This is a genomic window from Sphingobium sp. UBA5915 (genome assembly GCF_002431195.1).
In the GTDB taxonomy this organism is placed as follows: domain Bacteria; phylum Pseudomonadota; class Alphaproteobacteria; order Sphingomonadales; family Sphingomonadaceae; genus Sphingobium; species Sphingobium soli.
Map to the genome: position 1 here is coordinate 19,412 of NZ_DJDV01000012.1, position 24,652 is coordinate 44,063.

Annotated in this window: 24 protein-coding genes and 2 tRNA genes; 10 read left to right on the top strand and 16 right to left on the bottom strand. The window is 62.7% G+C overall.

All coding sequences use genetic code 11. From position 1 onward, the window contains the following. Positions 1–240 precede the first annotated feature (240 nt). Both B2V90_RS01610 and B2V90_RS01615 read left to right on the top strand, forming a co-directional pair. Positions 241–951 carry a peptidase gene (locus B2V90_RS01610; protein ID WP_228221054.1) on the top strand — a complete coding sequence of 237 codons (711 nt, stop codon included), beginning with the start codon at positions 241–243 and terminating at the stop codon, positions 949–951. Further along, entirely contained in the window at positions 951–1,643 is a 693-nt protein-coding gene (locus tag B2V90_RS01615; protein WP_228221055.1) for a hypothetical protein, read from the top strand. Before B2V90_RS01610 ends, B2V90_RS01615 begins: the two co-directional genes overlap by 1 nt. Before the next feature lie 49 nt (positions 1,644–1,692). On the opposite strand, the gene B2V90_RS01620 is transcribed toward B2V90_RS01615, so the two are convergent. Further along, positions 1,693–2,148, bottom strand: coding sequence for a peptidylprolyl isomerase (locus B2V90_RS01620; RefSeq protein ID WP_009822923.1), 456 nt, complete (start codon positions 2,146–2,148; stop codon positions 1,693–1,695). A 146-nt stretch (positions 2,149–2,294) separates the two neighbouring features. Here B2V90_RS01620 and mgtE point away from each other — a divergent pair, with 146 nt between their 5' ends. Both mgtE and B2V90_RS01630 read left to right on the top strand, forming a co-directional pair. Then, positions 2,295–3,734: a magnesium transporter gene (gene mgtE, locus B2V90_RS01625; protein WP_228221056.1), complete on the top strand. Its 1,440-nt coding sequence runs from the start codon at positions 2,295–2,297 to the stop codon at positions 3,732–3,734. Positions 3,735–3,758: 24 nt separating this feature from the next. Beyond that, positions 3,759–4,163, top strand: a complete 405-nt coding sequence (locus B2V90_RS01630) for a DUF1489 family protein (RefSeq protein ID WP_228221057.1) — start codon at positions 3,759–3,761, stop codon at positions 4,161–4,163. Between the two features lie 11 nt (positions 4,164–4,174). On the opposite strand, the gene B2V90_RS01635 is transcribed toward B2V90_RS01630, so the two are convergent. The 4 genes from B2V90_RS01635 to yajC form a co-directional block, all read right to left on the bottom strand. Beyond that, positions 4,175–4,516, bottom strand: coding sequence for an MTH938/NDUFAF3 family protein (locus B2V90_RS01635; RefSeq protein ID WP_228221088.1), 342 nt, complete (start codon positions 4,514–4,516; stop codon positions 4,175–4,177). Positions 4,517–4,563: 47 nt separating this feature from the next. Further along, positions 4,564–5,550 (bottom strand): protein translocase subunit SecF, encoded by a 987-nt coding sequence (gene secF / locus B2V90_RS01640; protein WP_009822927.1) that lies wholly within the window; start codon positions 5,548–5,550, stop codon positions 4,564–4,566. Positions 5,551–5,678: 128 nt separating this feature from the next. Next, positions 5,679–7,277, bottom strand: coding sequence for a protein translocase subunit SecD (gene secD / locus B2V90_RS01645; protein WP_228221058.1), 1,599 nt, complete (start codon positions 7,275–7,277; stop codon positions 5,679–5,681). Between the two features lie 8 nt (positions 7,278–7,285). Further along, positions 7,286–7,621: a preprotein translocase subunit YajC gene (yajC, locus tag B2V90_RS01650; RefSeq protein WP_009822929.1), complete on the bottom strand. Its 336-nt coding sequence runs from the start codon at positions 7,619–7,621 to the stop codon at positions 7,286–7,288. Between the two features lie 185 nt (positions 7,622–7,806). Here yajC and B2V90_RS01655 point away from each other — a divergent pair. The 3 genes from B2V90_RS01655 to B2V90_RS01660 all read left to right on the top strand — a co-directional run bounded on the left by B2V90_RS01655 (position 7,807) and on the right by B2V90_RS01660 (position 9,474). Beyond that, positions 7,807–7,883, top strand: a tRNA-Pro gene (locus tag B2V90_RS01655). A 386-nt stretch (positions 7,884–8,269) separates the two neighbouring features. Continuing rightward, positions 8,270–8,542, top strand: a complete 273-nt coding sequence (locus B2V90_RS23085) for a DUF6680 family protein (RefSeq protein WP_414711567.1) — start codon at positions 8,270–8,272, stop codon at positions 8,540–8,542. A gap of 305 nt (positions 8,543–8,847) precedes the next feature. Next, the gene (locus B2V90_RS01660) at positions 8,848–9,474 is read left to right on the top strand and encodes a glutathione S-transferase (RefSeq protein WP_228221059.1); all 627 of its coding nucleotides are present in this window, start codon (positions 8,848–8,850) and stop codon (positions 9,472–9,474) included. A gap of 165 nt (positions 9,475–9,639) precedes the next feature. Here the strand turns inward: B2V90_RS01660 and B2V90_RS01665 are convergent, their stop codons facing one another. From B2V90_RS01665 to B2V90_RS01695, 7 genes are all read right to left on the bottom strand, one after another. Further along, positions 9,640–10,959 (bottom strand): MFS transporter, encoded by a 1,320-nt coding sequence (locus B2V90_RS01665; protein WP_050763047.1) that lies wholly within the window; start codon positions 10,957–10,959, stop codon positions 9,640–9,642. Between the two features lie 33 nt (positions 10,960–10,992). Further along, entirely contained in the window at positions 10,993–12,492 is a 1,500-nt protein-coding gene (locus B2V90_RS01670) for an OprO/OprP family phosphate-selective porin (RefSeq protein ID WP_228221060.1), read from the bottom strand. Continuing rightward, on the bottom strand, positions 12,492–13,376 hold the full coding sequence (locus B2V90_RS01675) for an amidohydrolase family protein (RefSeq protein ID WP_228221061.1): 885 nt from the start codon (positions 13,374–13,376) through the stop codon (positions 12,492–12,494). Before B2V90_RS01675 ends, B2V90_RS01670 begins: the two co-directional genes overlap by 1 nt. Then, entirely contained in the window at positions 13,373–14,596 is a 1,224-nt protein-coding gene (locus B2V90_RS01680) for an MFS transporter (protein ID WP_228221062.1), read from the bottom strand. The genes B2V90_RS01675 and B2V90_RS01680 overlap by 4 nt, the downstream gene beginning before the upstream one ends. Positions 14,597–14,669: 73 nt before the next feature. Beyond that, positions 14,670–15,395, bottom strand: coding sequence for a GntR family transcriptional regulator (locus B2V90_RS01685; RefSeq protein WP_228221063.1), 726 nt, complete (start codon positions 15,393–15,395; stop codon positions 14,670–14,672). 34 nt (positions 15,396–15,429) lie between these two features. Beyond that, positions 15,430–15,780 carry a hypothetical protein gene (locus tag B2V90_RS01690; protein ID WP_266103031.1) on the bottom strand — a complete coding sequence of 117 codons (351 nt, stop codon included), beginning with the start codon at positions 15,778–15,780 and terminating at the stop codon, positions 15,430–15,432. Positions 15,781–15,928: 148 nt separating this feature from the next. Then, a tRNA-Thr gene (locus B2V90_RS01695) sits at positions 15,929–16,003 on the bottom strand. 216 nt (positions 16,004–16,219) lie between these two features. On the opposite strand from B2V90_RS01695, the gene B2V90_RS01700 reads away from it, so the two are divergent. After that, positions 16,220–16,387 (top strand): hypothetical protein, encoded by a 168-nt coding sequence (locus B2V90_RS01700; RefSeq protein ID WP_228221091.1) that lies wholly within the window; start codon positions 16,220–16,222, stop codon positions 16,385–16,387. Positions 16,388–16,390: 3 nt separating this feature from the next. Here B2V90_RS01700 and B2V90_RS01705 read toward each other — a convergent pair whose 3' ends face one another. Continuing rightward, entirely contained in the window at positions 16,391–18,172 is a 1,782-nt protein-coding gene (locus tag B2V90_RS01705; protein ID WP_293919474.1) for an aminopeptidase P family protein, read from the bottom strand. 110 nt (positions 18,173–18,282) lie between these two features. On the opposite strand from B2V90_RS01705, the gene B2V90_RS01710 reads away from it, so the two are divergent. Both B2V90_RS01710 and B2V90_RS01715 read left to right on the top strand, forming a co-directional pair. After that, entirely contained in the window at positions 18,283–20,367 is a 2,085-nt protein-coding gene (locus B2V90_RS01710) for a S9 family peptidase (protein ID WP_228221066.1), read from the top strand. Continuing rightward, complete coding sequence (locus B2V90_RS01715; protein ID WP_009822941.1) at positions 20,367–20,759, top strand: acyl-CoA thioesterase; 393 nt, start codon at positions 20,367–20,369, stop codon at positions 20,757–20,759. The genes B2V90_RS01710 and B2V90_RS01715 overlap by 1 nt, the downstream gene beginning before the upstream one ends. 87 nt (positions 20,760–20,846) lie before the next feature. Here B2V90_RS01715 and paoC read toward each other — a convergent pair whose 3' ends face one another. The 3 genes from paoC to paoA are packed head-to-tail and all read right to left on the bottom strand — an operon-like array spanning position 20,847 to position 24,633. Next, the gene (paoC, locus tag B2V90_RS01720) at positions 20,847–23,051 is read right to left on the bottom strand and encodes an aldehyde oxidoreductase molybdenum-binding subunit PaoC (protein ID WP_228221067.1); all 2,205 of its coding nucleotides are present in this window, start codon (positions 23,049–23,051) and stop codon (positions 20,847–20,849) included. Beyond that, positions 23,048–24,004 carry an FAD binding domain-containing protein gene (locus tag B2V90_RS01725; RefSeq protein WP_228221068.1) on the bottom strand — a complete coding sequence of 319 codons (957 nt, stop codon included), beginning with the start codon at positions 24,002–24,004 and terminating at the stop codon, positions 23,048–23,050. The genes paoC and B2V90_RS01725 overlap by 4 nt, the downstream gene beginning before the upstream one ends. Continuing rightward, a complete protein-coding gene (gene paoA, locus B2V90_RS01730) occupies positions 24,001–24,633 on the bottom strand; it encodes an aldehyde dehydrogenase iron-sulfur subunit PaoA (RefSeq protein WP_228221069.1) in 633 nt (210 codons plus the stop codon). The genes B2V90_RS01725 and paoA overlap by 4 nt, the downstream gene beginning before the upstream one ends. Between the last annotated feature and the right edge of the window lie 19 nt (positions 24,634–24,652).

Genomic DNA, 24,652 nt, shown 5'->3' on the forward strand with positions numbered 1-24,652 from the left:
GCGACCGGAGCGGCAGGGATCAAAATGACCTTGGGCATCGGAAGGTTTCCCGCCTGAATGACGAAAGTGCGGCAAAGCGCGATATTGTGGCGCAGAAAACACGGTTTCTGTCAGCCATATGAACAATAGGCGTGTTTCCTGAACGCTGCATAAATCAAAGTTTCGCGAGGGATCGGCTATTCACAACCAATTCAAACTCCACGCGTTAGGCCAAGCAGCAAGAGGATAAGGAGACAGGCGATGACTGGACCTGCAAGACGGTTTCTGGCCGCCATCGGCTTGGCTGGCGCGTTGGCACTGGGCGGTTGCGCCTATGACGATGGCTATGGCTATGGCGGGGTGGGTGTTGGCAGCGGCTATTATGGCGGCGGCTATTATGACCCCTATTACAGCCCGGGCTATGTCGGCGGCGGCTATGGCTGGTACAATGATTTTTATTATCCGGGCACGGGATATTATGTCTATGATCGCGGCGGCCGGCGTCATCGCTGGACGGCCAGCCAGCGGCGCTACTGGGAAGCGCGGCGAAACGATCGGCGCGACGGCCGGTGGCGGGACCGCGATCGTGACGGACGGCCCGGCTGGCGTGGCGATGGACGGCCCGATCGTGATGGACGCCCCGGCAATTGGCAACGGCCGGATCGCGATGGACGACCCGATCGTGATGGGCGTCCGGGCAATTGGCAACGGCCGGACCGTGACGGACGTCCCGGCAATTATGGTCGCCCGCGTCCCAATGGCAATGACGGTCGCGGAGACGGGCGTGGTCGATGGAATGGCGGGCGCGGGCGCGATGGCGCGGCCACGGTCCGTCCGTCGCCCAGGCCCCAGGCAAGTCAGCCCCGGCCCCAACGCAGCATGAACGCGCGGCCTTCGCCAGGATCGCGCATGTCCCGGCCGATGCGGTCGGGCGGCGGCCGTGAACCGGCAAATCGGGTGCGCCCGAACTGATGCGGGGAGCGATCAGGACAAGCACGCTGGCCACCCTCCTGCTCGTCGCGGCCTGCGACGGGCGGGAGGAGAGCGCAATCGACAATCTGGCCAATGGCGCCAACCAGGCGCAGGTGCAAAATAATGTGCGCGCCGAAGCGATGGCGCTGATGGAACCGCTCACCCCGCCGGAACCCGGCACGCCGGGCGGCCTGCCGGTGGATCCCGCGCCCATCGAAGAAGGGTCGATCGACCCGGACAGTGCGCAGGGCGCGGCCCAGGTGGTGCAGGGCTATTATGGATTGCTGGAAGAAAAGCGGTTCGAGGATGCGCAGGATATGTGGAATCCCGCAACAGCGATCGGCGCGCAGGATGACGCGCATTTCGCGGCGCGGTTCCGGGGCTTCAGCGAAATCCACGCCAATATCGGTGCGCCGTCAGAGCCCGAGGGTGCCGCCGGCTCGCTCTATGTGACCGTGCCGGTTCAGGTTTATGGGCGCATCGCCGCAAACGGCAAGCCTTGGTATGCGCTGCGGCAGGTGACGCTGCGCAGGGTCAACGACGTGCCCGGATCGACCGAAGAACAGCGCCGCTGGCACATCCAGTCGATCGGCGCCTATGCTCCTGAGGAGGCGCAGGTTGCGTCCAGTGTGACCGCGCCGATTTCCATCACCGATGGCATGGCGCGCAGGAAGCAGGCAGAAGCGAAATGAGGGTCGCGGGGCGATGGCCGGGATATCCGGCTATCGCCCCGCTGCCAGTTCAGGCGACGGTCGCCTTGACAATCTTGCCGGGCGTGCGCGGCGGCTCGCCCTTGGGCAGCGCGTCCACATGCTCCATGCCCGACGTCACTTCGCCCCAGACGGTATATTGGCCGTCGAGGAAGGTCGCATCGTCGAAACAGATGAAGAACTGGCTGTTGGCGCTGTTGGGATTGGACGCCCGCGCCATCGAGCAAACGCCGCGCACATGCGGCTGACGGCTGAATTCGGCCTTGAGGTCGGGCTTGTCGGGATGGCCGCCCATGCCGGTGCCGGTCGGATCGCCGCCCTGCGCCATGAAGCCGGGGATGACGCGGTGGAAGACGACGCCATCGTAAAAGCCTTCCTTGGTATTTTCGACGATGCGCGCGACATGGCCGGGCGCAAGGTCGGGGCGCAGCTTGATGACGACGTCGCCGCCGCTGTCGAGGGTGAGGGTGAGCGTTTCGTCGGCCATGAAAAATCCTCTCTTGCCGGGGACATGGGAATGGAGCCCATATAAAGGCTAATGAAGGGGATGGAAGCGCTGTCTCCTTATTGCATTTCCGGTGGGCATGGGCGAAAGCGACGATATGTTACAGGAACCGGACAGTAGGGGGCGCCATGAGCGAGCGCGGCGATGTGGCCGAACCCCTGGTGCATGGGGATGATTTCGAAGATCCGGTGATCGAGGCGGCGGAGGCCAGCCACGATGAGGACGACCGGCTGAAGCCCGAATATCTGACGGCCGTGCTCGACGCGGTCGAGGATGGCGACAGCGAAAAAGCGCGCGAGCTGGTGTCGCCGCTTCACCCCGCCGACATTGCCGACCTGCTGGAACTGGCTCCGTCCGAGCGGCGCGCCGACGTGGCCGCGGCGCTGGGCGACCTGGTCGGCGCGGAAGTCCTTTCCGAACTCAATGATTATGTGCGCGACGACCTGATCGGCGCGCTGGCGCCAGAACAGGTGGCGGAATTCGCGTCCGAGCTGGACACCGACGACGCCGTTGCGATCATTGAGGATCTGGAGGAAGCCGACCAGCAGGCGGTGCTGGAGGCGATGGAGCCGGAAGATCGCGCCGCGATCCAGAGCGCGCTGGCGCACCCGGAGGAATCCGCCGGCCGCCTAATGCAGCGCGACTTGGTCGCGGTGCCCGAACATATGACGGTCGGCCAGGTGATCGACTATCTGCGCGACAGCGGCGACCTGACGCGGGATTTCTGGGAAATCTTCGTCGTCGACGAAGGCCATCGGCCGATCGGCACCTGCCAGCTCAGCTGGATCCTGACCTGCCCGCGCAACGTGCCGATGAGCGACCTCATGAAGCGCGAACAGACGCTGATCCCGGTCGACATGGACCAGGAGGAAGTGGCGCTGCGCTTCCAGAAATATGCGCTGATTTCGGCCGCCGTCGTCGACGGCTCCGGCCGGCTGGTGGGCATGATCACGGTGGACGACATCGTCCATATCATCAGCCAGGAAGCGGGCGAGGATATTTTACGCCTGTCGGGCGCGGGCGAAGGCGACATCAACGAGCCGGTGCTCGACAGCTATCGCGCCCGCGTGCGGTGGCTGCTGACCAATTTGCTGACGGCGCTGGTCGCATCCACCATCATCGGCATTTTCGAAGGCACGATCCAGCAGATGGTCGCGCTGGCGACGCTGATGCCGATCGTCGCGGGGGTGGGCGGCAATGCCGGCAGCCAGACGATGGCCGTGACCGTGCGCGCGCTCGCCACCAACCAGATTACCGGGTCCAACGCCCGGCGCACCATCTTGCGGGAAATTCGCGTCGCGGTGCTCAATGGCGCGACCGTCGCCATCGTCCTGGGGATCGGTGTCTCGCTGGTGTTCCAGAATATGGCGCTGGGCGGCGTCATCGCCGCCGCCATGGTCACGAACATCATCACGGCGGGCCTGGCCGGCGCGTCGGTCCCGCTGGCCTTCGACCGGATGAACCTGGACCCGGCTGTCGCATCCTCCATCTTCGTGACGATGATCACGGATTCAATGGGGTTTTTCGCTTTCCTGGGGTTGGCGACCGCGGCGGGATTGACGAGCTGATCCGAGCGCCCATTTAAGCCCGTAATGCCCCTCCATATGACCAAGATCGCCTTCCGCAGCGAAGGCCCCGCGTCGCTGCGCGCCTGGCTGGAAAGCCAGGCCGGATTGGGCGAGGCGCGGATCACCACCCGCTATCTGCCCAAGCGCGTCGAGGAGATGGCCGGCGGATCACTTTACTGGATTCACGCGCACACTATCATCGGCCGCAGCCCGCTGCTTGGTTTTGAGGAAACGGGCCAAGGGCGATATTGGGTGCGGCTGGCGCCCCGACTGATCCCGGTGCGCGCCATCCCCAAGCGCGCGCATCAGGGATGGCGCTATCTGGAGGACAAGGACGCGCCGCCGGATTTGGGTAGCGGTGAGGCAGATGATCTGGAGGCGATGCCGCCCGCCATGCTCGGCGAGTTGACCCGGCTGGGACTGGTCTAGCGCCAGGACTCTCAGAGCGGCATGAGCGCCGCGACGATCCAGCGTTCCTCGGCGCGCAACACGCCCCAGGCGCGCGCGGCGGCGCGGCTGTCCATCGCTTCGACACCGATGCCCCGCGCTTCCAGGGCGCGCACGAAGGACCGTGGTGGCTGGCGCAGACCAGCGCCCGTGCCCAGCAGCATGAATTCCGGCGCAGGGTCGAGGGTCAGGAGATCGTCGAACTGGGCCATGTCGAGCGCATCGATCGGCGGCGCATCGGTCCAGGCCAGGGCACGCAACGGGCTGAGCAGAAGGCCGTCGGGGAACACATCATCGCGCACGCGAAAGCCGCGCCCCTGAAAGCCGGTGACGATCGGCCCCTGCCCGCTGTCGTCGCGGCGCAGCTTGATGCCCGAATCGGTCAGGGTCGCGCCCCGTCATCGCGCGGCCCGACACGCTCCGCCTGCGCGGCGAGGCCGGCCTTCGACGCCTTTTTCTCCGACGCCTGCGGGGTGAGGCCGAGCGAGATGAGCAGCGACGACGACACATAGATGGACGAATAGGTCCCCACCACCACGCCCAGCATCATCGCGGCGGTAAAGCCGCGCAGCACATGGCCACCAAACAGCAGCAGCGACCCCAGCGCCAGCAGGATGGTCAGCGACGTCATCACGGTGCGCGGCAGCGTTTCATTGACCGACAGGTCGATGAGCGCCTTCATGTCCATCTTGCGATATTTGCGCATATTTTCGCGAATACGGTCGTCGATCACCATCTTGTCGTTGATCGAATAGCCCACGATCGTCAGCACCGCCGCCACGATGTTGAGGTCGAATTCCAGCTGGGTGATGGCGAAAAAGCCGAGCGTCATCAGCACGTCGTGCATGATCGCGACGAAGGTCGAAACGCCGAACTGCCATTCATAGCGCAGCCAGGAAAAGATCGCGATGCCGACCACGGCCAGCACCACGGCCAGGATGCCGTTCTGGATCAGTTCGCCAGACACTTTGCCCGACACCGTGTCGTAGCGGGAAAAGGTGACGCCCGGAAACTGCGCCGTCATCGCGTTACGGGTCTTTTCCACCACCGCGTTGGCCGCGCCCGCGCCGCCCTGCTCAGGCAGCGGCAGGCGGATTTGCACCGTCTTGGGATCGCCGAACTGCTGTAGCGAGCTTTCGCCCACGCCCAGGCGGGCGATGGTGGCGCGCACCCTGTCGGTTTCCACCGCCTGCGGGAACTTCGCCTCGATCATCAGGCCGCCGACGAAATCGACGCCCAGATTGAGACCCCTGTGGGCTACGGCACCAATCGCCAGCACCGTCAGCAAGGCAGTGAGCGCGAACGCCCATTTCCGCATCGCGACGAAGCCGATATTGGTGTTGTCGGGGACAAGCTTGAGCAGTTTCATGGCTTAAAACCTAATGCCGTTCGGGCTGAGCCTGTCGAAGCCCAGTCCTTTTTGAAGACCAGTTCCCTTCCGAAGAAAGAACAGCCCTTCGACAAGCTCAGGGCGAACGGAGATGCGACGCGCGCGCATCAGATCGTGATTTCGGTCGGCCGCTTGGCGCGGACCCAGCGCGACGCCAGCAGGCGTGTGAAGGTGACGGCCGTGAACACGCTGGTCGCAATACCGATCAGCAGCACGATCGCGAAGCCCTTGACCGGCCCGGAACCGAGCGCGAGCATGATGCCGCCAGCGATCGCATGGGTGACGTTGGCTTCGAAAATGGTGCGGCTGGCTTCCTTATAGCCATGTTCGATCGCCTGCACCACGTTACGGCCGCGTCGGCGCTCCTCACGGATGCGTTCATAGATGAGCACGTTGGCGTCCACCGCGGTGCCGATCGTGAGCACGAAGCCGGCGATGCCCGGCAGCGTCAGCGTCGCGCCCAAAATGCCCATCACGCCCAGGATCACCAGAACGTTGATGGCCACGGCGATATTGGCATAGACGCCGAAACGGCCATAGCTCACGAACATGAAGGCGGCGACCGCGACCACTGCGATGATCGATGCGATGAGGCCGGCGCGGATCGAATCGGCGCCAAGGCCCGGCCCGACCGTGCGTTCCTCCACCACCGTCAGCGCGACGGGCAGCTTGCCCGAGCGCAGCGCGATGGCGAGCTGATTGGCGCTTTCCACGGTGAAATTGCCGCTGATCTGCGCGCTGCCGCCAAGGATCGGTTCGTTGATGTTGGGGGCGGACAATACCCTGCCGTCCAGGATGATGGCGAAGGGGCGATTGACATTCTGCGACGTCACCTGCCCGAACTTGCGGCCACCAGAGCCATTGAAGCGGATGTTGACGATCGCCTGGTTATTCTGGTCATAGCCCTGCGTGGCGTCGGTCAGATCCTCGCCCGACACCATCACCTGCCGCTTGACCGCGATCACGGGAACGCCGGACGGATTGTCGGGATAGGGCAGGACTTCGCTGCCCACCGGCGCACGGCCCTGCGCGACTTCCGCCGGATTGGCGGCCGTGTCGACCAGCTTGAATTCCAGCTTCGCGGTCTGGCCGAGCAGGTCCTTCAACGCCTTGGGATTCTGAAGACCCGGCACCTGCACGACGATGCGATTGTCACCCTGCTGCTGGATCGTGGGTTCGCGCGTGCCCATTTCGTCGATGCGCTTGCGGATCACTTCGGTCGCGACTTCCATCGCGCTCTTGACCGCATTGTCGATGCCGGCATCGGTCGGCGTGATGACGATGGTGGAGCTGTTGACCACTTCGACATTGAAGTCGCGCTGGCCGGTGAGGCCCGCCCCCTGGGTCAGCGGACGAATCCGTTCGACCGCGGCATCGACCTGGGCCGGATCGCGGACCATGAAGCTGAGCTTCCCATCGCGACTGGAGATATCGCCGATCGCGATGCGTGGGTCGCCGCGCCGCAATTCGGTGCGGACCTGCTCCTCCATATTGACCAGCCGCTGCCTGGCGACGTCCTGGGTCGATGCCTCCAGCAGCAAATGGCTGCCGCCGGCAAGGTCGAGCCCCAGATTGACGCGCGTCTGCATGAAGCCGGGCAGCTTCGCGACGGCCGCGTCGGGCAGGAAGCTCGGCACGGCGCACAGCACGCCGATCAGGAGCGGCAGGAGGATCGCGGCGATCGCCCAGCGCGAAAAGTTCAGCATGACGCCGCTCAGTCGTTCGCGGGCTTGGCGGTCATCGGATCGATGACGTCGGTCAGCGTGGCCTTGACAGCCTTGACCTTCATGCCCGGCGCCAGTTCGACATCGGCGTAGATATCATCGACGCGCACCACCTTGCCCACCAGGCCGCCGCCGGTGACGACCTGATCGCCCTTCTTCACCGCGTCGATCTTGGCCTTGTGCGCCTTCATCTTCTTTTGCTGCGGACGGATGAGCAGGAAATAGAAGACGACGAAGATCAGGACCAGCGGCGCCATCTGCACCAGGATACCGGCGCCCGAGGCTTGCCCGCCCGCGGTTTGGGCAAAGGCTGGGGTAATGAACATGGGTGGGACTGCCTTGTTGTCTGTCGGTCGCGGGCCGCCACACGGCACCCACGGATCAAGGGCGGGCGGCTAACACAGACAAGGGGGCAGAGGCAATATGATAAGGACATGGGACGAGACGCGCGCGCCAATGCGATTGAGCCCTTGCATCGGGGCGATCATGGCTCTATTGGGCGCCCTCCGGTCGGGACGTAGCGCAGCCTGGTAGCGCATCACACTGGGGGTGTGGGGGTCGGAGGTTCGAATCCTCTCGTCCCGACCAATAATTCAATGACTTAGCCTCACCTACCCTGCCCCACATGGCGCGCGGGCGGGTTATGGGCAGTTTCCACGACCTATCCGGCTAGCCAGTCTGGCAATTAGCTGTTGGTATGTGGCGAAGGCTGCGACGGCGCGTTGAATAGCCGATTCGACAGAATGTGCGTAGGTCTGCGATTTAGAGTTAGACCTTGAGAGCGACGTTTCCTTTGCTAATCTTGAACCATGGGAACGATAGAACTCGCGACGGTTGTGCAAGCCGTTTCTTCCGTTTTGGCCTTTATCGCGGCTTTGATCGCCGTTTTGGTTACATACAAGGCTCCCGCTCAAGCGGCAAATCTTCAGAGAGAACATGATGCGGAATTGGAGCGATAGGGAGAACGTTATCAAATACTGAAAACACTCATGGAGTATCGTGGGGTAGACATTTCAGCACCAGAACCCGTCGCAGCACTCAATATGATAGTCATCGTCTTTCAAGAAGAACGCAATGTTTTGGATGCTTGGCATGAGTTTCTTTGCTACACTAATGGAGCTGATAATCACACCAATCGCTCAAACGCATATATGGGCATAATAGTGGCGATGGCGAAGAGCCTCGGATATTCGGACCAACTTACCGTCGCAGCTATCGACCGAGGATATTACCCACGCACAACGTAACAAACCCCGCCTACGACGGCCGTTCATATTTTGGGAAATGTAGGCGATTTTCCCCCATCGCGGGCCAACCTGTTCGTTCTGGCCGGTTCGTTCCGGTTTGCGGAATATTTCTGGCGGGGGCCGATGCCTTTGTCCTTCACCGACGTCTTCCCGGTATCGTTGCCGCCAAAATAGGCAAATTAAGTGCGCATTGGCCTTCATCCTGATAGGCGGTGAGCCGATCATGTCGACGCCCAACGGTCGACCAGCGCCCGGCGAGGGGGCTATGGTGATCGGCAAGGATACAAGGGGTGTTTCAAGGTCGGATGACTGACGCTATCTTTTACAGCTTCCGCCGCTGCCCTTATGCGATGCGCGCGCGTATGGCTGTTGTCGTCAGCCAGGCCCGCGTCGAACTGCGGGAGGTCAAGCTATCCGCAAAACCGCAGGCTCTGTTGGCGGCCTCACCCAAAGGCACTGTCCCCGTGCTCGTCTTGCCCGAGGGCCGGGTTATCGACGAAAGCCTCGACATCATGCGCCATCTATTGGTCCGGAATGATCCTGACGGCTGGTTGAACCGCGATGACTCGGAGCTGATCGCGCTGAACGACGGCCCTTTCAAGCATGACCTTGATCGATATAAATATCCTGAGCGTCATGGATCGGATTCTCTGTCTCATCGAAGCGCTGCGGTGGCGTTTCTCGAAAGGCTTGAGCGCAGGCTGGCGTGCAATCCCTATCTGGCCGGTGGCGCATGGGGGCTGACGGACGCAGCCATTATGCCGTTCATTCGACAATTCGCCGCGGTCGACCAGGGTTGGTTCGACACTCTCACGCTTCCGGCCGTCAAAAGCTGGCTGCGCGCCTGTACGTCGTCGAACCTGTTTGCCACGGTGATGGTGCGCCCATCCCCCTGGATGCCGGGAGACGCTCCAGTCCATTTCCCGTCATGAGCTGATGTTGGACACGCGGCTGCCGGCGGACTGGTTGCCGTCAGCACGCGACGCCATTCGATCGCAGGCGTCAGCGCGGTACCGACCCTGATCCTGTCCGCCCCCCCCCCCAACGCGCACCGGAATGGGATATATCATGCCATGACGAGCAGGCGGACCAGCGCGTCAGCGCTGTCGCTGCGCTCTGCCGATCAACAAAGTGGTGATGCTGCCAATCATGGTCAACGTCGCCAGCGGGATCAGCGCCATCGGAAAACTGCCCGTCTGATCCTTTATATGCCCCAGCACGGATGTCGCGCCGCCTGTGCCGAGATGGGCTATGGTGTTGATGGCAGCCACGCCTGCGGCGGCCATGCTGGGTGGGAGCGTTTCGGTCGACAGGGCCCAAAATGGCCCCTTGATGGCGTAATTGCCGATCAGAACAAGGGTGAGCAGGATCATGGTAATGGTCAATGACCCCGTCAGCAGCGTCGCGAACAAGCTGACCGAGGTCAGCGCCAAGGGGATAGCCGTCGACCACATCCGCTCTCCCGTCTTATCAGCGATACGGCCCCAGATGACCATGAAAATGGCGGCGAACCCAAACGGGATCATATTGAATAGTCCCGTTTCCCAAGTGCTCAGGCCAAAGGATTTGAGGATTTGCGGCTGCCAGATGGACAAGGCGTTGCTGGTGGCGGAGCTGCCGCAATACACCACCGCCAACGCCCATACTTTGCCATTGGTCAGCGTGCGCCACACCGAACCCGGCTTTGCGGTGCCCGGTGCATGCTCGTTCGCCAGCGTGTCTGTCAGCCAGCTGCGTTCTTCGGCCGACAGGAAGCTCGCGTCCTTAGGACGGCTCGGCAGAAGGAACAACGCGACCAGTCCCAGCAGAACGGCCGGCAAAGATTCCATAATGAACAGCCATTGCCACCCCGCAAAGCCCGCCATCCCATCCAACGAAAGCAACAGCGCGGAAATGGGCGATCCCAGAAAATTGGACAGCGGAATTGCGACCATGAAGGTCGCCACGATCCTGGCCCGATATGCGCGCGGAAACCATTGCGCGAGATAGAGCACCGCGCCGGGGAAGAAGCCCGCTTCCGCCGCCCCCAGCAGGAAGCGCAGGCCATAGAAGGAATAGGCGCCCGTGACAAAAGCCATGCCGATCCCGACCAGACCCCAGGTGATCATGATCCGCGCGATCCAGACCCGCGCGCCGAACTTCTCCATCGCGACGTTGCTCGGCACTTCAAATAGCACATATGCGATAAAGAAGAGGCTGCCGCCGATACCAAAGGCTGTCTGCGTCAGTCCAATGTCGGCGTTCATGGTGAGCGCGGCAAAACCGATATTCACCCGATCGACATAGGCGATGAAATAGCACAGGATCAGGAAGGGAACGATCCGCCACGCCACCTTGCGCATCGTCCGGCGCTCTATCTCGCTCACCAACGCATGGGAATTGGCGGACGTGCCGTCCGGTACAATGGATATGGTCATCAGCTTTCCTTTGTCGGGGAAGATGTCATGCAATCAGAAGGAAACGGCGACGCGGCCAACCACGGTGTTGCCTTCGTCGGCGCCGGCAAAGGCGCCCGCGCGGTTTTCGGTGCGCCAGCGGATCCAGTTCGGGGTCACGCGAACCCAGTCGAGCAGATACCAGTTGAGCCCCAGCGTGGTGGAATAGCCCTCGCCACCCAGAGGGCCGGAATAGGAGACTTGGTCGTAGCGAGCGGCAATTTCGACCGCGCCCCAGCCGCCATCGGTTATGGGCCGCAATACCCGCGGCTTGGACCAAACGCCGCCGCGCGCGACATAGGGCGGCTTCTCTCCGGTCAGATAGACACCGGTGCCGATCGATCCGGCGCGCACGCCGACATGCCGGCCGCCCGCACTGTCGCGCGCCCACACATCGCGCTCGCCATATTCGCCGAACATCCAGAAACTCTTGTAGACGCCCCCCAGTTCAAGGCCAAAGGCTTGCCCATGATCGGGATCGAGCAGACTGGATGCCTGGACGGTGATGAGTTCGTTGAAACGGCCGCCGATGCGGGTCGAGAGCGGGATGCTTGCGACTCCGCTCGAAAAATCTTCGCGATACCCCCAGGCCCCCAGATGGACGATAGCCTCACTGTTGCGCCACGGATTCCAGTGGACCCGGCCGGTCAAGGTCGTGCTGTCGCTCACGCTACCATTGGTGCTGGCTTCGTTGCCGTCGAGCTGAACGGCGGCGTGCCAGGTTTTGCCATAGACCCGCGCCATGGCGCCCAGGCCGAACGATCCCTTTCGCGGGGCTGTTGCCAGCGCTGTGGCATTGCGTTCTAGAAAGGGCTGGCTGTCGGAGCTCGACGCCCCTTCCATCGACCGGTCCGTAAGCCTGTTGCCCAGCGACAATTCGTAAATATTGTCGCCCCATTTCTTGGTGAAGGATAAATAGGCGCCGCGCAGTGCGGCCTGATTGTCGGTTAGATCGAATTCGACCTGATAGCCGATCATGTCGCCAAGCTTGCCTTCGACGCCCAATCGGATCGCGCGCGCCTTGGTCCCGGTGATGTTGCGCCGGTCGAAATTCGACCCGAAGCTGCTCGACGTGTCGAACAGCATCCGGCCGCGAAGCCGCATGGCGGACTTGCCGTCTGCACTGGTGATCTGGGGCAGGCCCTTGGTCCAGTCAAAGCTTTCGTCATCCACATTGGCCGCCTGCGATGGCGATGGTGCAGTCAGCGGATCGGAAGCAGGCCGCATCGCCGCGTTCCCAGCCGGCAGGTTGCGCAGTCGCTCCAGCCGGTCGAGGCGCGTTTCCACGACAGGCCTTGCCTTCGCCACCTCAGCCGCGGTGACCGCCGTTTCCTGCACCACAGGCTCCAGCGCGGCCAGGCGGCGTTCCAGCGCATCGATCCGTGCCTGCTGCGCTTCCAGCGCGGCAGCCTGATCCCTAACCAGTCGTTCGAGCCCCAGCTGCGATGTCTGGGCCGTCGCGGGAAATGCAGGCAGCAGGAAGAGCGCGGCGCCGGCCGCCTTTTGCATGGACATCAGCGTGCCTTGAAAGCTTTGAACCCAAATAGTCGGGTCGGCGTGGATGTGAGGATCGCGGATCTCGCGGCGGGGTCAGGCACCCAGCGGTCCAGCGCGCTGCGGCATTCGCCCGCATCAGCGACATTTTCGAACTGGGTATGAGGCCAGTCACTCCCCCAGAGCAGTCGATCCGGACCAAAGGCGTTCAACAACCGGGGCGCTGCGTTCTCGGCCAGTTTCGCCCCGATCCGATAGGGCGCCGACAATTTTACATAGACCTGGCCGCTGCCGGCAGCCTCCAGAAGATAGCGAAAGCCAGGATCCTTAACGCCAAGGACGGCATCGGGTCGACCGAAATGATCGACCACCACCGGCGCTCCGGACTGGACCAAAGCCGGCAGAAGGCCGGGCAACCGGGCGGCTTCGCATTGGATTTCGATCTGCCAGCCAAGCTGTGCGACGACTGCAAGATGCCGGCGCCATTCAGGACTGCCAAAGTCGGGATCGTTACGGCCGATGAGGTTCAGCCGAATGCCAGCGACTCCCGCCTTTGCCAGACGCGCCATGTCATCGGCCGGCGTCTGGCGCGGCAGAGCCACTATTCCGCGCAATTGCTCCCCATGCTGCTCGAGCGCACGGAGCAGATAGCTGTTGTCGAAGCCCAGGAAGCTGGGCTGGATCAATACGCCCCTGGCCATGCCATTGGCGCGCAACATGATCAGATAGTCATGCAGCGTGGCGTCGTAATCGACAGTGTAGCGACGGCGCTGCGCGAGGGGCAGGTCGCGCCGGAACACATGGGCGTGCGTATCGATTGCGGCTGTTCCTTGGAAATCCCTGCCAAAAGCTGGCGACGCGGCAAAAGCGATCGCGCCTTGGAGGAAGGATCGACGAGCGATCATGCGGTCGCGCCTTCGATCAGATTGACGTCGCGGGTTTCGGGCAGCGCCGGCAGGATAAGAACGACCAGGCCATAGCTGGCCGCAGCAACGATCCCGATCAGAATGTCGAGCGGCATCGCCGCCGATGCCCAGCCGATAAGGCCAGGCAGCAAGGCGGACGCCAACCGCCCGCCATTATAGGCCAGCCCGACGCTGGCCCCGCGCACGGGAGCGGGAAACATCTCGGCAAACCAGCAACCCAATATCGCAGGCGTGCCGCCGGCGGCGAAACCGACGGGCAAGGCAAGGATCAGGATGATCGCTGGCCCGCCATCGGTGAGGGCAAAGAGCAGGGCGAACAGGGCAGAGCAGGTTGCGAACAGGGCAATGACCGGCCGCCGCCCGAGCCTGTCCGACAGAAATCCCGCGACGAGGCAGCCAGTCGCGAAGGCGAGCGTCATCAGCAACAGCGCAAGCCCGGTCAGCGTCGGCGAATAAAGCCGCACCGTGCTGAGCAGCGTCGGCAGCCAGGTGAACAGGCTGTGAAAACCACCATGTGCGCCCAGGCCGACGAGCGAGGCGAGAAGCAGTCGTTTCCGGACAGAAAATTCTGCCAGAGGCGCAATGCCCGCGTTGTTAAGCGCGCCTGGCGCCCGCTCCCGCGCGATGAGCCGCCGGCGAAACCAGAAAATCAGGGCGGCAGGCGCTATGCCGATCAAAAACATCGCGCGCCAGGCCAGATCGCCGGGGAGCCAGAGCGTTGCCGCCAGATACACCAATACGGCAGCCGCCCAGCCGACCGACCAGGCGCTTTGCATCATGCCCAGGAAAGATCCGCGCTTTCGCGGCGGTGCGATCTCCGCCAGCATGACCGCCCCGACGGACCATTCTGCGCCAAATCCCAGCCCCTGGGCACCCTTGAGGACCATCAACTGCCAGGGTGCCGTGACGAAGGCCGCCCCGAATGTCGCAATGGCGACCACCAGGATCGATATGGTGAGAATCCGGATGCGTCCGAAACGATCCGCCAGATGGCCACCCAGCGGACCGCCGACAGCAGCACAGCCAAGGCCGAATGTGATGATCGAACCCGCCTGCTGCGGGCTGAGATGCCAATTGGCGAGCATCAAGGGCAGAGCAAGACCGAACAGCTGATAATCGAAAGCATCGGCTGCCCAGCCGCCAAAGCTGGCAGCAGCTACCGCCTTTCGATCTGTTGGGGCGGAATCACCCTCGACCATTCACCTACTCCTATAGTCATCTATATGACATTAGCGGCACGAGGCTGTCAAATGTCTTTCCGATGAATGTTCGTCAGTGAACTTCGACTTCGTAGACGAACTGGTCCGCCAGACCGTGGGAGGTGCGCCATTCCAAGGGATGGTCCGCATGATCTATCGCTTGCCGTTCGATCCGCACGACACTGGATCCGGCCGGCGCCTCCAGATCGCACGCGACGTCCGCATCCGCGGTCTCCACTGTCAGACGCTCTTTCGCGCGCGCGACGATGCGGCCGAAATGCCGTTCATAGGCCGGATATAGAAGCGGCGTCAGCATTGCGATGTCCATATCCAGTATCGGTCCGAACAGGGTGGCCGATAGCCATATTTCCTCGCGCAGCAGTACTTTGCCTCCGTCGGTTCGCAGACGGATCATGCGGATTGCGTTTTCCTCAGGACCAAGGCGCAGCCTGTCCCGGACGATATCCGAAGGGGTGGCCAATGACCGGGATAATATCCGACTGTCCGGCGCGATCGACCGCTCTCCACACGATCCCAGACGGAAGAAACGGAACAAGGATGTGCTGAAATCGGCGCGCCGCACGAACATCCCTCTGCCATGCGCCCGCTCGATCACGCCGTCGCTGGCCAGCTCATCGATCGCCCGGCGGATGGTGCCGATGGCGACGCCATAGATGCTGGACAACTCCGCCTCCGTCGCGATCGCCTCACCCGCCTTCCACTCGCCGCGCGCAATGCGGGCAGCGATATCGTCGCGGATCTGCTGATACCGTGGCAATCGGGGATCGGCCTTGATCACGATGCGGTCCCCTTTGCTATGCCGGGAGAGCGGATCAATATGCCCTCCATGTCCACCAAAAGCGGTCGCCCGGCAGAATGGGAGTGCCGCCCATTTCGATGACGCCATCAATGTCGCCGACGTCACGATCCGCCGACCTGCGCGGCATCGTACCCAGGCACGCGATGCCGATATCCCTCTCTGCGAGCGCCATCATGTCGCTGACCGCGCCTGGAATGATAAGGTCGCGGGTCGCAAACATGGGATACTCCAAAGTCATATATATGAGCTGGTTAGCTTCGAATATGGAGCAAGGCCAGAATAAATGGATATGTGGCAAAGCCTCGCTCTGCCCGGACGATGGGGCAAAGTGTGAAATGCCCCATTTGCCGACGGCCCAGGCCATTCTGCCTGTTTGGTGCACGGAACAGCGACGTCCTCATTGTCGTCGGCGACGCCCGCCCCGTTAGACAAGACCGATCCGTCGCCAAAACGCGAACGATATCGAGCGGCCCTTTGCCCCGGCGCTCTTCTCGTGCTCTGAGGATGAGAAATGGTGCTGCTGGCGAGGATTGAACTCGCGGCCTCTCCCTTACCAAGGGAGTGCTCTACCACTGAGCTACAGCAGCAAAACCAACTCGATCGGCTCTCCTGACTGCTCTACAGAGCCGGCAGGTTCGCCGTGACTTCCTACGCAGCCCCGCTTTTGCTCGGCAGGCCCCCTCTCAGGGAGCGCTTACCGCCGAGCCAAGGCAGCCCTACGTCCGGTCCGCAACGCCATCTGCGCCTTTGGAGGCCGGGCCTATGACCGCCAGAACCGCTTGTGTCAAGGCGGCTTGCTGCGGATGATGAATTTTGCTTATGCCGCTTTCATGGCTGAAACGCAGGACGAGAAAAAGGCACGGCTGGCGCAGGCTTTGCGAGACAATCTGCGCCGTCGCAAGGCGCAGAGCCGGGACGCTGTCCGCGAAGAGGGGGACGCGTCGCCCCCGCCCGACCCGTCCCGGCGCTAGACATCAAAGCGGCGCGCAGGCGTCCTTGAGCCATATGTGGGCGTCGCCATCCAGTTGCGGGCCGACTACCTCCAGCACTCGGGCGTGATAGGCGTCCACCCATGCGCGTTCGTCGGCGCTGAGCATGTCGACAGCAATCAGCGCGCGATCAATCGGTGCGAAGGTCAGCGTTTCGAAGCCAAGCATCTCCTTTTCCGCACCGGGGATGGCGCGCGGCTCCACCAGGACAAGGTTTTCGATGCGGATTCCATATTCGCCGGTCTTGTAATAGCCCGGCTCATTGGAAAGAATCATGCCAGGCACCAACGGTTCGTCGCCACCGCCAAAGGTGGCGATGCGCTGCGGTCCTTCATGCACCGACAGGAAGCTGCCCACGCCATGTCCGGTGCCATGGGCATAGTCCAGCCCTTCGGCCCAGAGATATTGGCGCGCCAAAATGTCGAGTTGCCCGCCCCGCGTTCCCTTCGGGAAAATGGCGCGGGCCAGCGCGACATGCCCCTTGAGCACCAGCGTGAAGTGGCGCTGCATGGCCTGGGTCGGCTCGCCTACCGCGATGGTGCGCGTCACGTCGGTGGTGCCGTCGCGATACTGGCCGCCCGAATCCACCAGATAGAGCGTGCCGGGTTCGATCGGGCGGTTGGTCTTTTCCTCGACGCGATAATGGACGACCGCGCCATTGGGTCCGGCGCCGCTGATCGTGTCAAACGACAAATCCTCCAGCAGGCCAGTATCCTTGCGGAAAGCCTCCAGTCGATCTGCCGCGGACAATTCGGTAAGGCCGCCCTTGGGCGCTTCAACCGACAGCCAGTGGAGGAAGCGGCTGAGCGCCGCGCCATCGCGCGCCTGGGCAGCCTTGTGCCCGGCGATTTCGGTGTCGTTCTTGATCGCCTTGGGCAGGACGGCCGGATCGCGGAGCGCCAGCACCTTGGCACCGCCCTGTTCCAGCGCCTCGAAAATGGCGGCGACAGCGCGTTCGGGGTCCGCGACGACACTCTTGCCCTGCAAGCCCGCCAGCGCGTCCGCAAAGGCGGCGCGATCATGGACGCGCACGCCATTGCCCAGATGCTGAGCGACGGCATCGTCCATTTTTTCCGGCGCAACGAAAAGGTCAGCGGTGGCATCGGCGTGGACGATGGCATAGGCAAGGGCGACCGGCGTGCGATCGACATCCTTGCCCCGTATGTTGAAAGTCCAGGCGATCGAATCGAGCGCCGACAAGATCGCGGCGTCCGCCTTCTTCGATGTCAGCCAATCGGCCATGGCAGCGCGCTTTTCCGCCGCGCTGCGCCCTGCAAAACGATCATCATGCACGACCAGGCGGGCGTCGCTCGGCGCCGGGCGATCGGGCCAGACAGCGTCGATGGGGTTAGTGTCGACCGCGACGAGTTCCGCTCCCTGCTCGGCCAATGCTTCGGTCGCCTGCCGAACCCAGCTGCGCGTGTGGAGCCAGGGATCATAGCCGATCCGTGCACCCTGCGACGCATGATCCTTCAGCCATTGCGCAATCGAGGTTTGTGGCACGCTTTCATAGTGCCAGTGCGCCCCATCCACCTGTTCGCGCACTTGCAGCGTATAGCGTCCATCCACGAAAATTGCGGCTTCCTGCGGCAGAACGACGGCGCTGCCTGCCGACCCCTGAAATCCCGTCAGCCAGGCGAGCCGCTGGGCATAGGCGCCGACATATTCGCTCATATGTTCGTCGGTCAGCGGCACAACGAAACCGTCCAGCTTCTGGCGCACAAGCTGCGCGCGCAGGGCTTTCAGGCGATCTTCATAACTGGACATCGGTCATTCCTTGGATCATTCCGGCCTCTTGCGCCGGCGACAATGTCGACAACATAGAGGGCCACGCCGCCATATGCCAGCGCGGCCCCTGTCTGGAACATGGATAGTTAATGACCGACCTTATGCAGCCTGCCCCATCCTCACTGTCTTCCCCGCCAATCGCCGCATGTCGTCAGCACAGCGTCACCCATCATGGCATCACCGTGGATGATCCCTACGCCTGGCTGCGCGACCCGGACTACCCCGACGTCAAGAACAAGGAAATTCTGGCCTATCTGGAAGCGGAGAATGCCTGGTTCGAAGCCGCGATGGCGCCGCACAAGCCTCTGGTCGATCGGCTGTTTCAGGAGATGAAGGGCCGCATCAGGGAAGATGACCAGTCGGTCCCGCAAAAAGATGGCGACTATGTTTACTGGCGCGCCTTCGAAATCGGCGCGCAATATCGCAAATGGTATCGCCGTCCTGCCGCGGGCGGGCCTGACCAGTTGATCCTGGACGAACCTTCACTGGCGGATGGCCATGACTATTTCCGTCTTGGCGCACTCTCGGTCAGCCCGGACGGGCGCTACCTCGCCTATGCGATCGACACCAACGGGTCGGAACGGTTCGAGGCGCGGATCAAGGACCTGGAAAGCGGATCATTGCTGCCAGAGATCATTCCCGGCACTTTGTCGTCCCTGGTCTGGACGTCGGACAGCAAGGGGCTGCTCTATGGCCTCGCCAATGAAAGTTGGCGCACCGACAATGCCCGGCTACATTGGCTGGGACAGGATGTCGCCAGCGATGTCGAGCTGTTTCACGAGGATGACGAGGGCTTTCGCGTATCCATCGGCCTTACCTCCTCGGAAAAATATATCGTCATCGCGACCGGCGACCATGTGACGAGCGAAGCGTGGCTGCTGCCCGCCAATGACCCCACGGCAACGCCGCTTCTGGTAGCTGGTCGGCACCCCGGCCGCGAATATGACGTCGATGAACATGACGGGACGCTCTATATTCGCACCAACGACAGCCACCCCAATTTCCGTCTGGTAAAGGCGACGCTGGAAGCCCCTGGCGAATGGGAGGAAGTGATCGGCCCGGACGCGCATTTCTATCTGACCGATTTCACCCTCTTCAAACATTTTTACGTGACCGAAGGGCGGCAGGACGGGCTCGACCAGATCGAGTTGCGCGACTATGCGACGCATGAAGCCAAGCGCATCCCGTTCCCGGAGGCGAGTTATTCGGTCAGCCTGGACGATAATCCCGAATATGATGTGACGAAGCTGCGCATCGGCTATGAATCGATGGTCACGCCAGACACCATCTATGATTATCATCTGGATACGGGCGAACTGGAAGTACTGAAAGTCCAGGAGATCCCGTCGGGCTATGACGCGACCCGCTATGCGACCGAGCGGCTGATGATCCCGGCGCGCGACGGCACGGACATCCCGGTGTCGATCGTCTATCCCGCCGATTTTCCCAAGGATGGCAGCGCGCCGCTGCATCTTTATGGCTATGGCGCCTATGGCATGGCGATGGAGCCGGGCTTTTCGACGAGCCGCCTGTCGTTGCTTGATCGCGGGTTCGCCTTCGCCATCGCCCATATCCGTGGCGGCGACGATCTGGGTCAGCAATGGTATCTGGACGGCAAACTGGACAAGCGCGGCAACACCTTCACCGATTTTGTCGATGTGGCCAAGGGGCTGATCGAACGCGGCTATGCCGCCAAAGGGCGGGTGAGCATTTCGGGCGGCTCGGCCGGTGGCGAACTGATGGGCGCTGCCATCAATTCCGATCCCGATCTGTTCGGCGCGGTCGTCGCACATGTCCCTTTCGTTGACGTGCTCAACACGATGCTGGACGCCAGCCTGCCGCTGACGCCGGGCGAATGGCCGGAATGGGGCAACCCGATCGAGGATGCGGAGGCGTTTCGCACCATTCAATCCTATGATCCCTATGGCAATGTCAAAGCGCAGGCCTATCCGCCGCTGATGGTGACGGCCGGTCTGAACGACCCGCGCGTCACCTATTGGGAGCCGGCAAAATGGGTGGCGCGGCTGCGCGCAACGAAGACGGACGAGAATATCCTGCTGCTCAAGACCAATATGGGCGCTGGCCATGGCGGCAAATCCGGGCGGTTCGAAAGCCTGCATGAAACGGCCGAGGAGTTCGCCTTCATTCTCTGGCAATTGGGGGTGAAGGGCTGATGGCGGCGAGCTTCACCAAACAGATCACCGCGCTGCCCGAGCATATTGACGAACTCGGCCATGTGAACAATGCCGTCTGGGTGCAGTGGATGGAGCAGGTGTCGGTGGAGCATTGGCGACAGGACGCCGATCCTGCCCATGTCGAAGCCTATATTTGGGTCGTGACCCGTCACGAAGTGGACTATCGCGGCAATGTGAAGGAAGGGGAGAAGGTGACAGCGCGCACCTGGATACCCGAAGGTCCGCGCGGGGCGCGGTTCGACCGGATGATCGAGTTTATCGGTCCGGATGACAAAGTGAAGGTGGCGGCCAAATCCACCTGGGCGATCATTGACAAAGCATCGGGCCGAATCCTGCGCGTACCGGCCGAGGTGGCGGCGAACTTCGTGTGAGCGCGCCGCCAGCGTCGAGCGCGGTCGAGGAGCAGGAAGCGCGCTTGCCCTGTTACTCGACTGCGCCCGAAACCAAGGACGACTAGCTCAGGCGGCCTGCGCCTTGAGCAATTTGTCGATAGTGAGCGGATAGTCACGCAGGCGGATACCGGTGGCATTGTAGATTGCGTTGGCCACCGCAGCGCCCGCACCACAAATGCCCAGTTCACCCACGCCCTTCGCCTTCATCGGTGAACTTTTGTCGTCCAGTTCGTCCACGAACAAGACGTCCTGATGCGGGATGTCGGCATGCACGGGCACCTGATATTCGGCCATGTCATGGTTGACGAAGAAGCCGAAACGGGTGTCGACGTCCAACGCCTCCATCAACGCAGCACCGACGCCCATGGTCATCGCGCCGATCACCTGGCTGCGCGCGGATTTGGGGTTGAGGATGCGCCCTGCGGCAAAGGCGCCGCCCATGCGGCGAATACGGACTTCGGCGGTGTCCATGTCGACCCCGACCTCGCAGAAATGCGCACCGAACGTCGCCTGCGCATATTTCTTGTCGAGATCGCCATATTCCATGCTGTCTTCGGCCCACAGCCCCTGCGCGCCGGCAAGCGACGCCAAGGTCTGCGACTGGTTGCCCATTCGCACCAGCCCATCTTCAAATTGCGCCTGCTCGGCCGCATAGCCCGCTTTTTCGGCCAGCTTGGCGCGCAGCGCCATAGCGGCGGCATAGACGCCAGCGGTGGAACTGTTGGCGCCCCACTGGCCGCCTGACCCGGCCGACACCGGGAAGCGGCTGTCGCCCAGGCGGACCGTGACCTGATCGAGATCGACGCCCAGCATTTCTGCGGCGGTCTGCGCGATGATCGTGTAGCTGCCGGTGCCGATGTCGGTCATGTCGGTTTCGACGATGACCTTGCCACTGCCGTCCACGCCGATGCGGGCACCCGACTTTTCCGTCAGATTATTGCGGAAGGCCGATGCCATACCCATGCCCACGAGCCAGCGGCCGTCACGGACCTGGCCCGGCTTGGGATTGCGCCTTTGCCAACCAAAACGATCCGCACCCGCGCGCAGGCATTCCACCAGCTTGCGGCTTGAAAATGGCCGTTGCGGCCCGGCTTCGGGGTCGAATTGCACATCGTTACGGATGCGCAGTTCGACCGGATCGACGCCGCAGGCTTCTGCCAGTTCGTCCATGGCGACTTCCAGCGCGAGCAGTCCGACCGCTTCGCCCGGTGCACGCATGGCATTGCCTTCAGGCAGGTTCAACGTGACCAGGCGGTGCGCGGTCATACGGTTTTCACCACGATAGAGCAGCCGCGTCTGCTGCGCCGCCGTTTCCGCGCCGCCGCCCGGCAAGTCGCCCGACCAGACTTCATGTGCGATCGCGTCGATCACACCATCCTTGTCCGCGCCAATCCGGATGCGCTGAATCGTTGCTGGCCGGTGCGTCGTATTGTTGGGGATTTGCGGGCGGGCAATCGCCACCTTGACGGGCCGGCCCACCTGACGGGCGCCCAGCGCCGCCAGCAACGCATCAGCGCGCAGGAACAATTTGGAGCCGAAGCCGCCACCGATATAGGGCGACACGAACCGGATATTCTCCTTGGGAATGCCCAATGTCTTGGCCATGTCGCCCACGCTCCAGGCGATCATCTGGTTCGATGTCCACAGCGTCAGCTTGTCGCCGTTCCAGGCGGCGATGCTGGCATGGGGCTCCATCATCGCATGACTTTGATCCGGCGTGGTGTAGGTCTGTTCGACCTTGACCGCCGCCTTGGCAAAGGCACCGTCGAAATCGCCAGCCTTGGTATCGGCCAGGCCACCGAAGCCCTGCGGCGGAATGACGCCGTTCAGCCGCTCGGCCGCAAGATCGAATTTGCCATCTTCCGGCGCATAGTCGATACGAACGAGGGCCGCGGCGGCGCGCGCATTTTCAAATGTATCGGCAACGACCAGCGCCAGCGCCTGCTCATAATGTTCGATCTGCGGGCCGCCCAGCAGATGCGCGGTATTCATATTGCCTTTCGACAGTTTGCCGGCGTTGGCGTGGGTCACGATCCCCAGGACGCCAGGCGACGCTTCCGCCGCGGTCAGATCCATGGCGGCGATCCGGCCTTTGGCAATGGCGGACCCGACAATCCAGCCATAGGCGGCGTTGGGCGCGGCGTCGTGACGTTCATAGGCATAGGCTGCCGTGCCCGTCACCTTGGCCGGGCCATCAATCCGGTCATGCGCAACGCCGATGACGCGCCCCTTGTCGATCGGGTTCGGTCCTGCTGGGGTATCGAACTTCATGCCCGTGCCTCCTGCTGGCGATAAAGCGACGCCAGCGTCCTTTCGACCAACGGTCGTTTGAAATCATTATGTTCGGTCGTCCGTGCACCGGCCAGCGCGGCCTGCGCCACCGCCTTCGCGCCTTCGCTCGCGGCGGCGTCTGCCTCCGCCGTGCGCCAGGGCTTGGCGCCAATCCCGCCGAAAGCGAACCGGGCGGTTCCGTCCTTGCCGAAAATCGCCGCGACCGAAACCAGCGCAAAGGCATAAGAGGCGCGGTCACGCACCTTGCGATAGACATGAGTGCCCGCCACTGGCTTGGGCAGCGTCACCGAGGTGATGATCTCGCCCGCATTCAGCACCGTTTCCTTATGCGGGGTTTCGCCGGGAAGCAGGTGGAAATCGGCGATCGGTATCGCGCGTTTCGTCCCATCGGCCCCCATCGTCTCGACCTGCGCATCGAGCAGGCGCATCGCCACTGCCATGTCGCTGGGATGCTGGGCGATGCAGGCATCGCTGACGCCCAATATCGCGAGGCTGCGGCTCATGCCCTTGAGCGCGCCGCAGCCGCTGCCGGGCTTGCGCTTGTTGCAGGGCATGCGGATGTCGTAGAAATAGGGGCAACGGGTGCGCTGGAGCAGATTGCCCGCCGTCGTCGCCTTGTTGCGCAACTGGCCCGACGCGCCCGCGACCAGCGCGCGGCTCAACACGCCATAATCGCGGCGCACGGTTGTGTCCGCCGCAAGATCGGTATTGCGCACAAGCGCGCCGATGCGCAGGCCGCCCTCTTCCGTCTTTTCGATGCGGTCGAGGCCGAGCCGATTGACGTCGATCAGATGGGTCGGCGTTTCAATCTGCAATTTCATGAGGTCCAGCAAATTGGTCCCACCGGCGATGAAGCGCGCGCCCTGGACTGAGGCTGCGGCCTTTGCAGCCGCTTCCACGCTGTTGGCGCGTTCATAAGTGAAAGGCTTCATGCCTTGGACTCCCCGGCTACATCGCTAATAGCGGCGATGATATTGGAATAGGCTGCGCAGCGGCAGATATTGCCACTCATGCGCTCGCGCACTTCGTCCTCGCTGAACGCGACCCGATCGAGATTTTCGGTAACATGACTGGGAACGCCCGCCTTGATTTCCTCCAGCACCGACACGGCCGAACAAATCTGACCCGGCGTGCAATATCCGCACTGGTAGCCGTCATGGACAACAAATGCCTTCTGCATCGGGTGCAGGGCCTCGGGCGTGCCCAGCCCCTCGATCGTGGTGACTTGTTCGCCGTCATGCATCACCGCGAGCGTCAGGCAACTGTTGATGCGTCGCCCTTCGACGATGACGGTGCACGCGCCACATTGGCCATGATCGCACCCCTTCTTGGTGCCGGTAAGCTTGAGATGCTCACGCAAGGCATCCAGCAGGCTGGTGCGCGGGTCCAGCTGCAAATGGACTTCCCGGCCGTTCACGGTGAGTTCGACAGGCGTCATCGGGGTTCCTTTTTTGGCAGGAGCGGACGGCGCGGCGTTCACCTGCGTGGCAAGGGGAGCCGCCGCAGCAAGCGCTGCGCCGCCCTGGAAAAGCCCGCGGCGGGTAACATGATCGGATGTCATGGCTGGTCCGTCCCTCTCA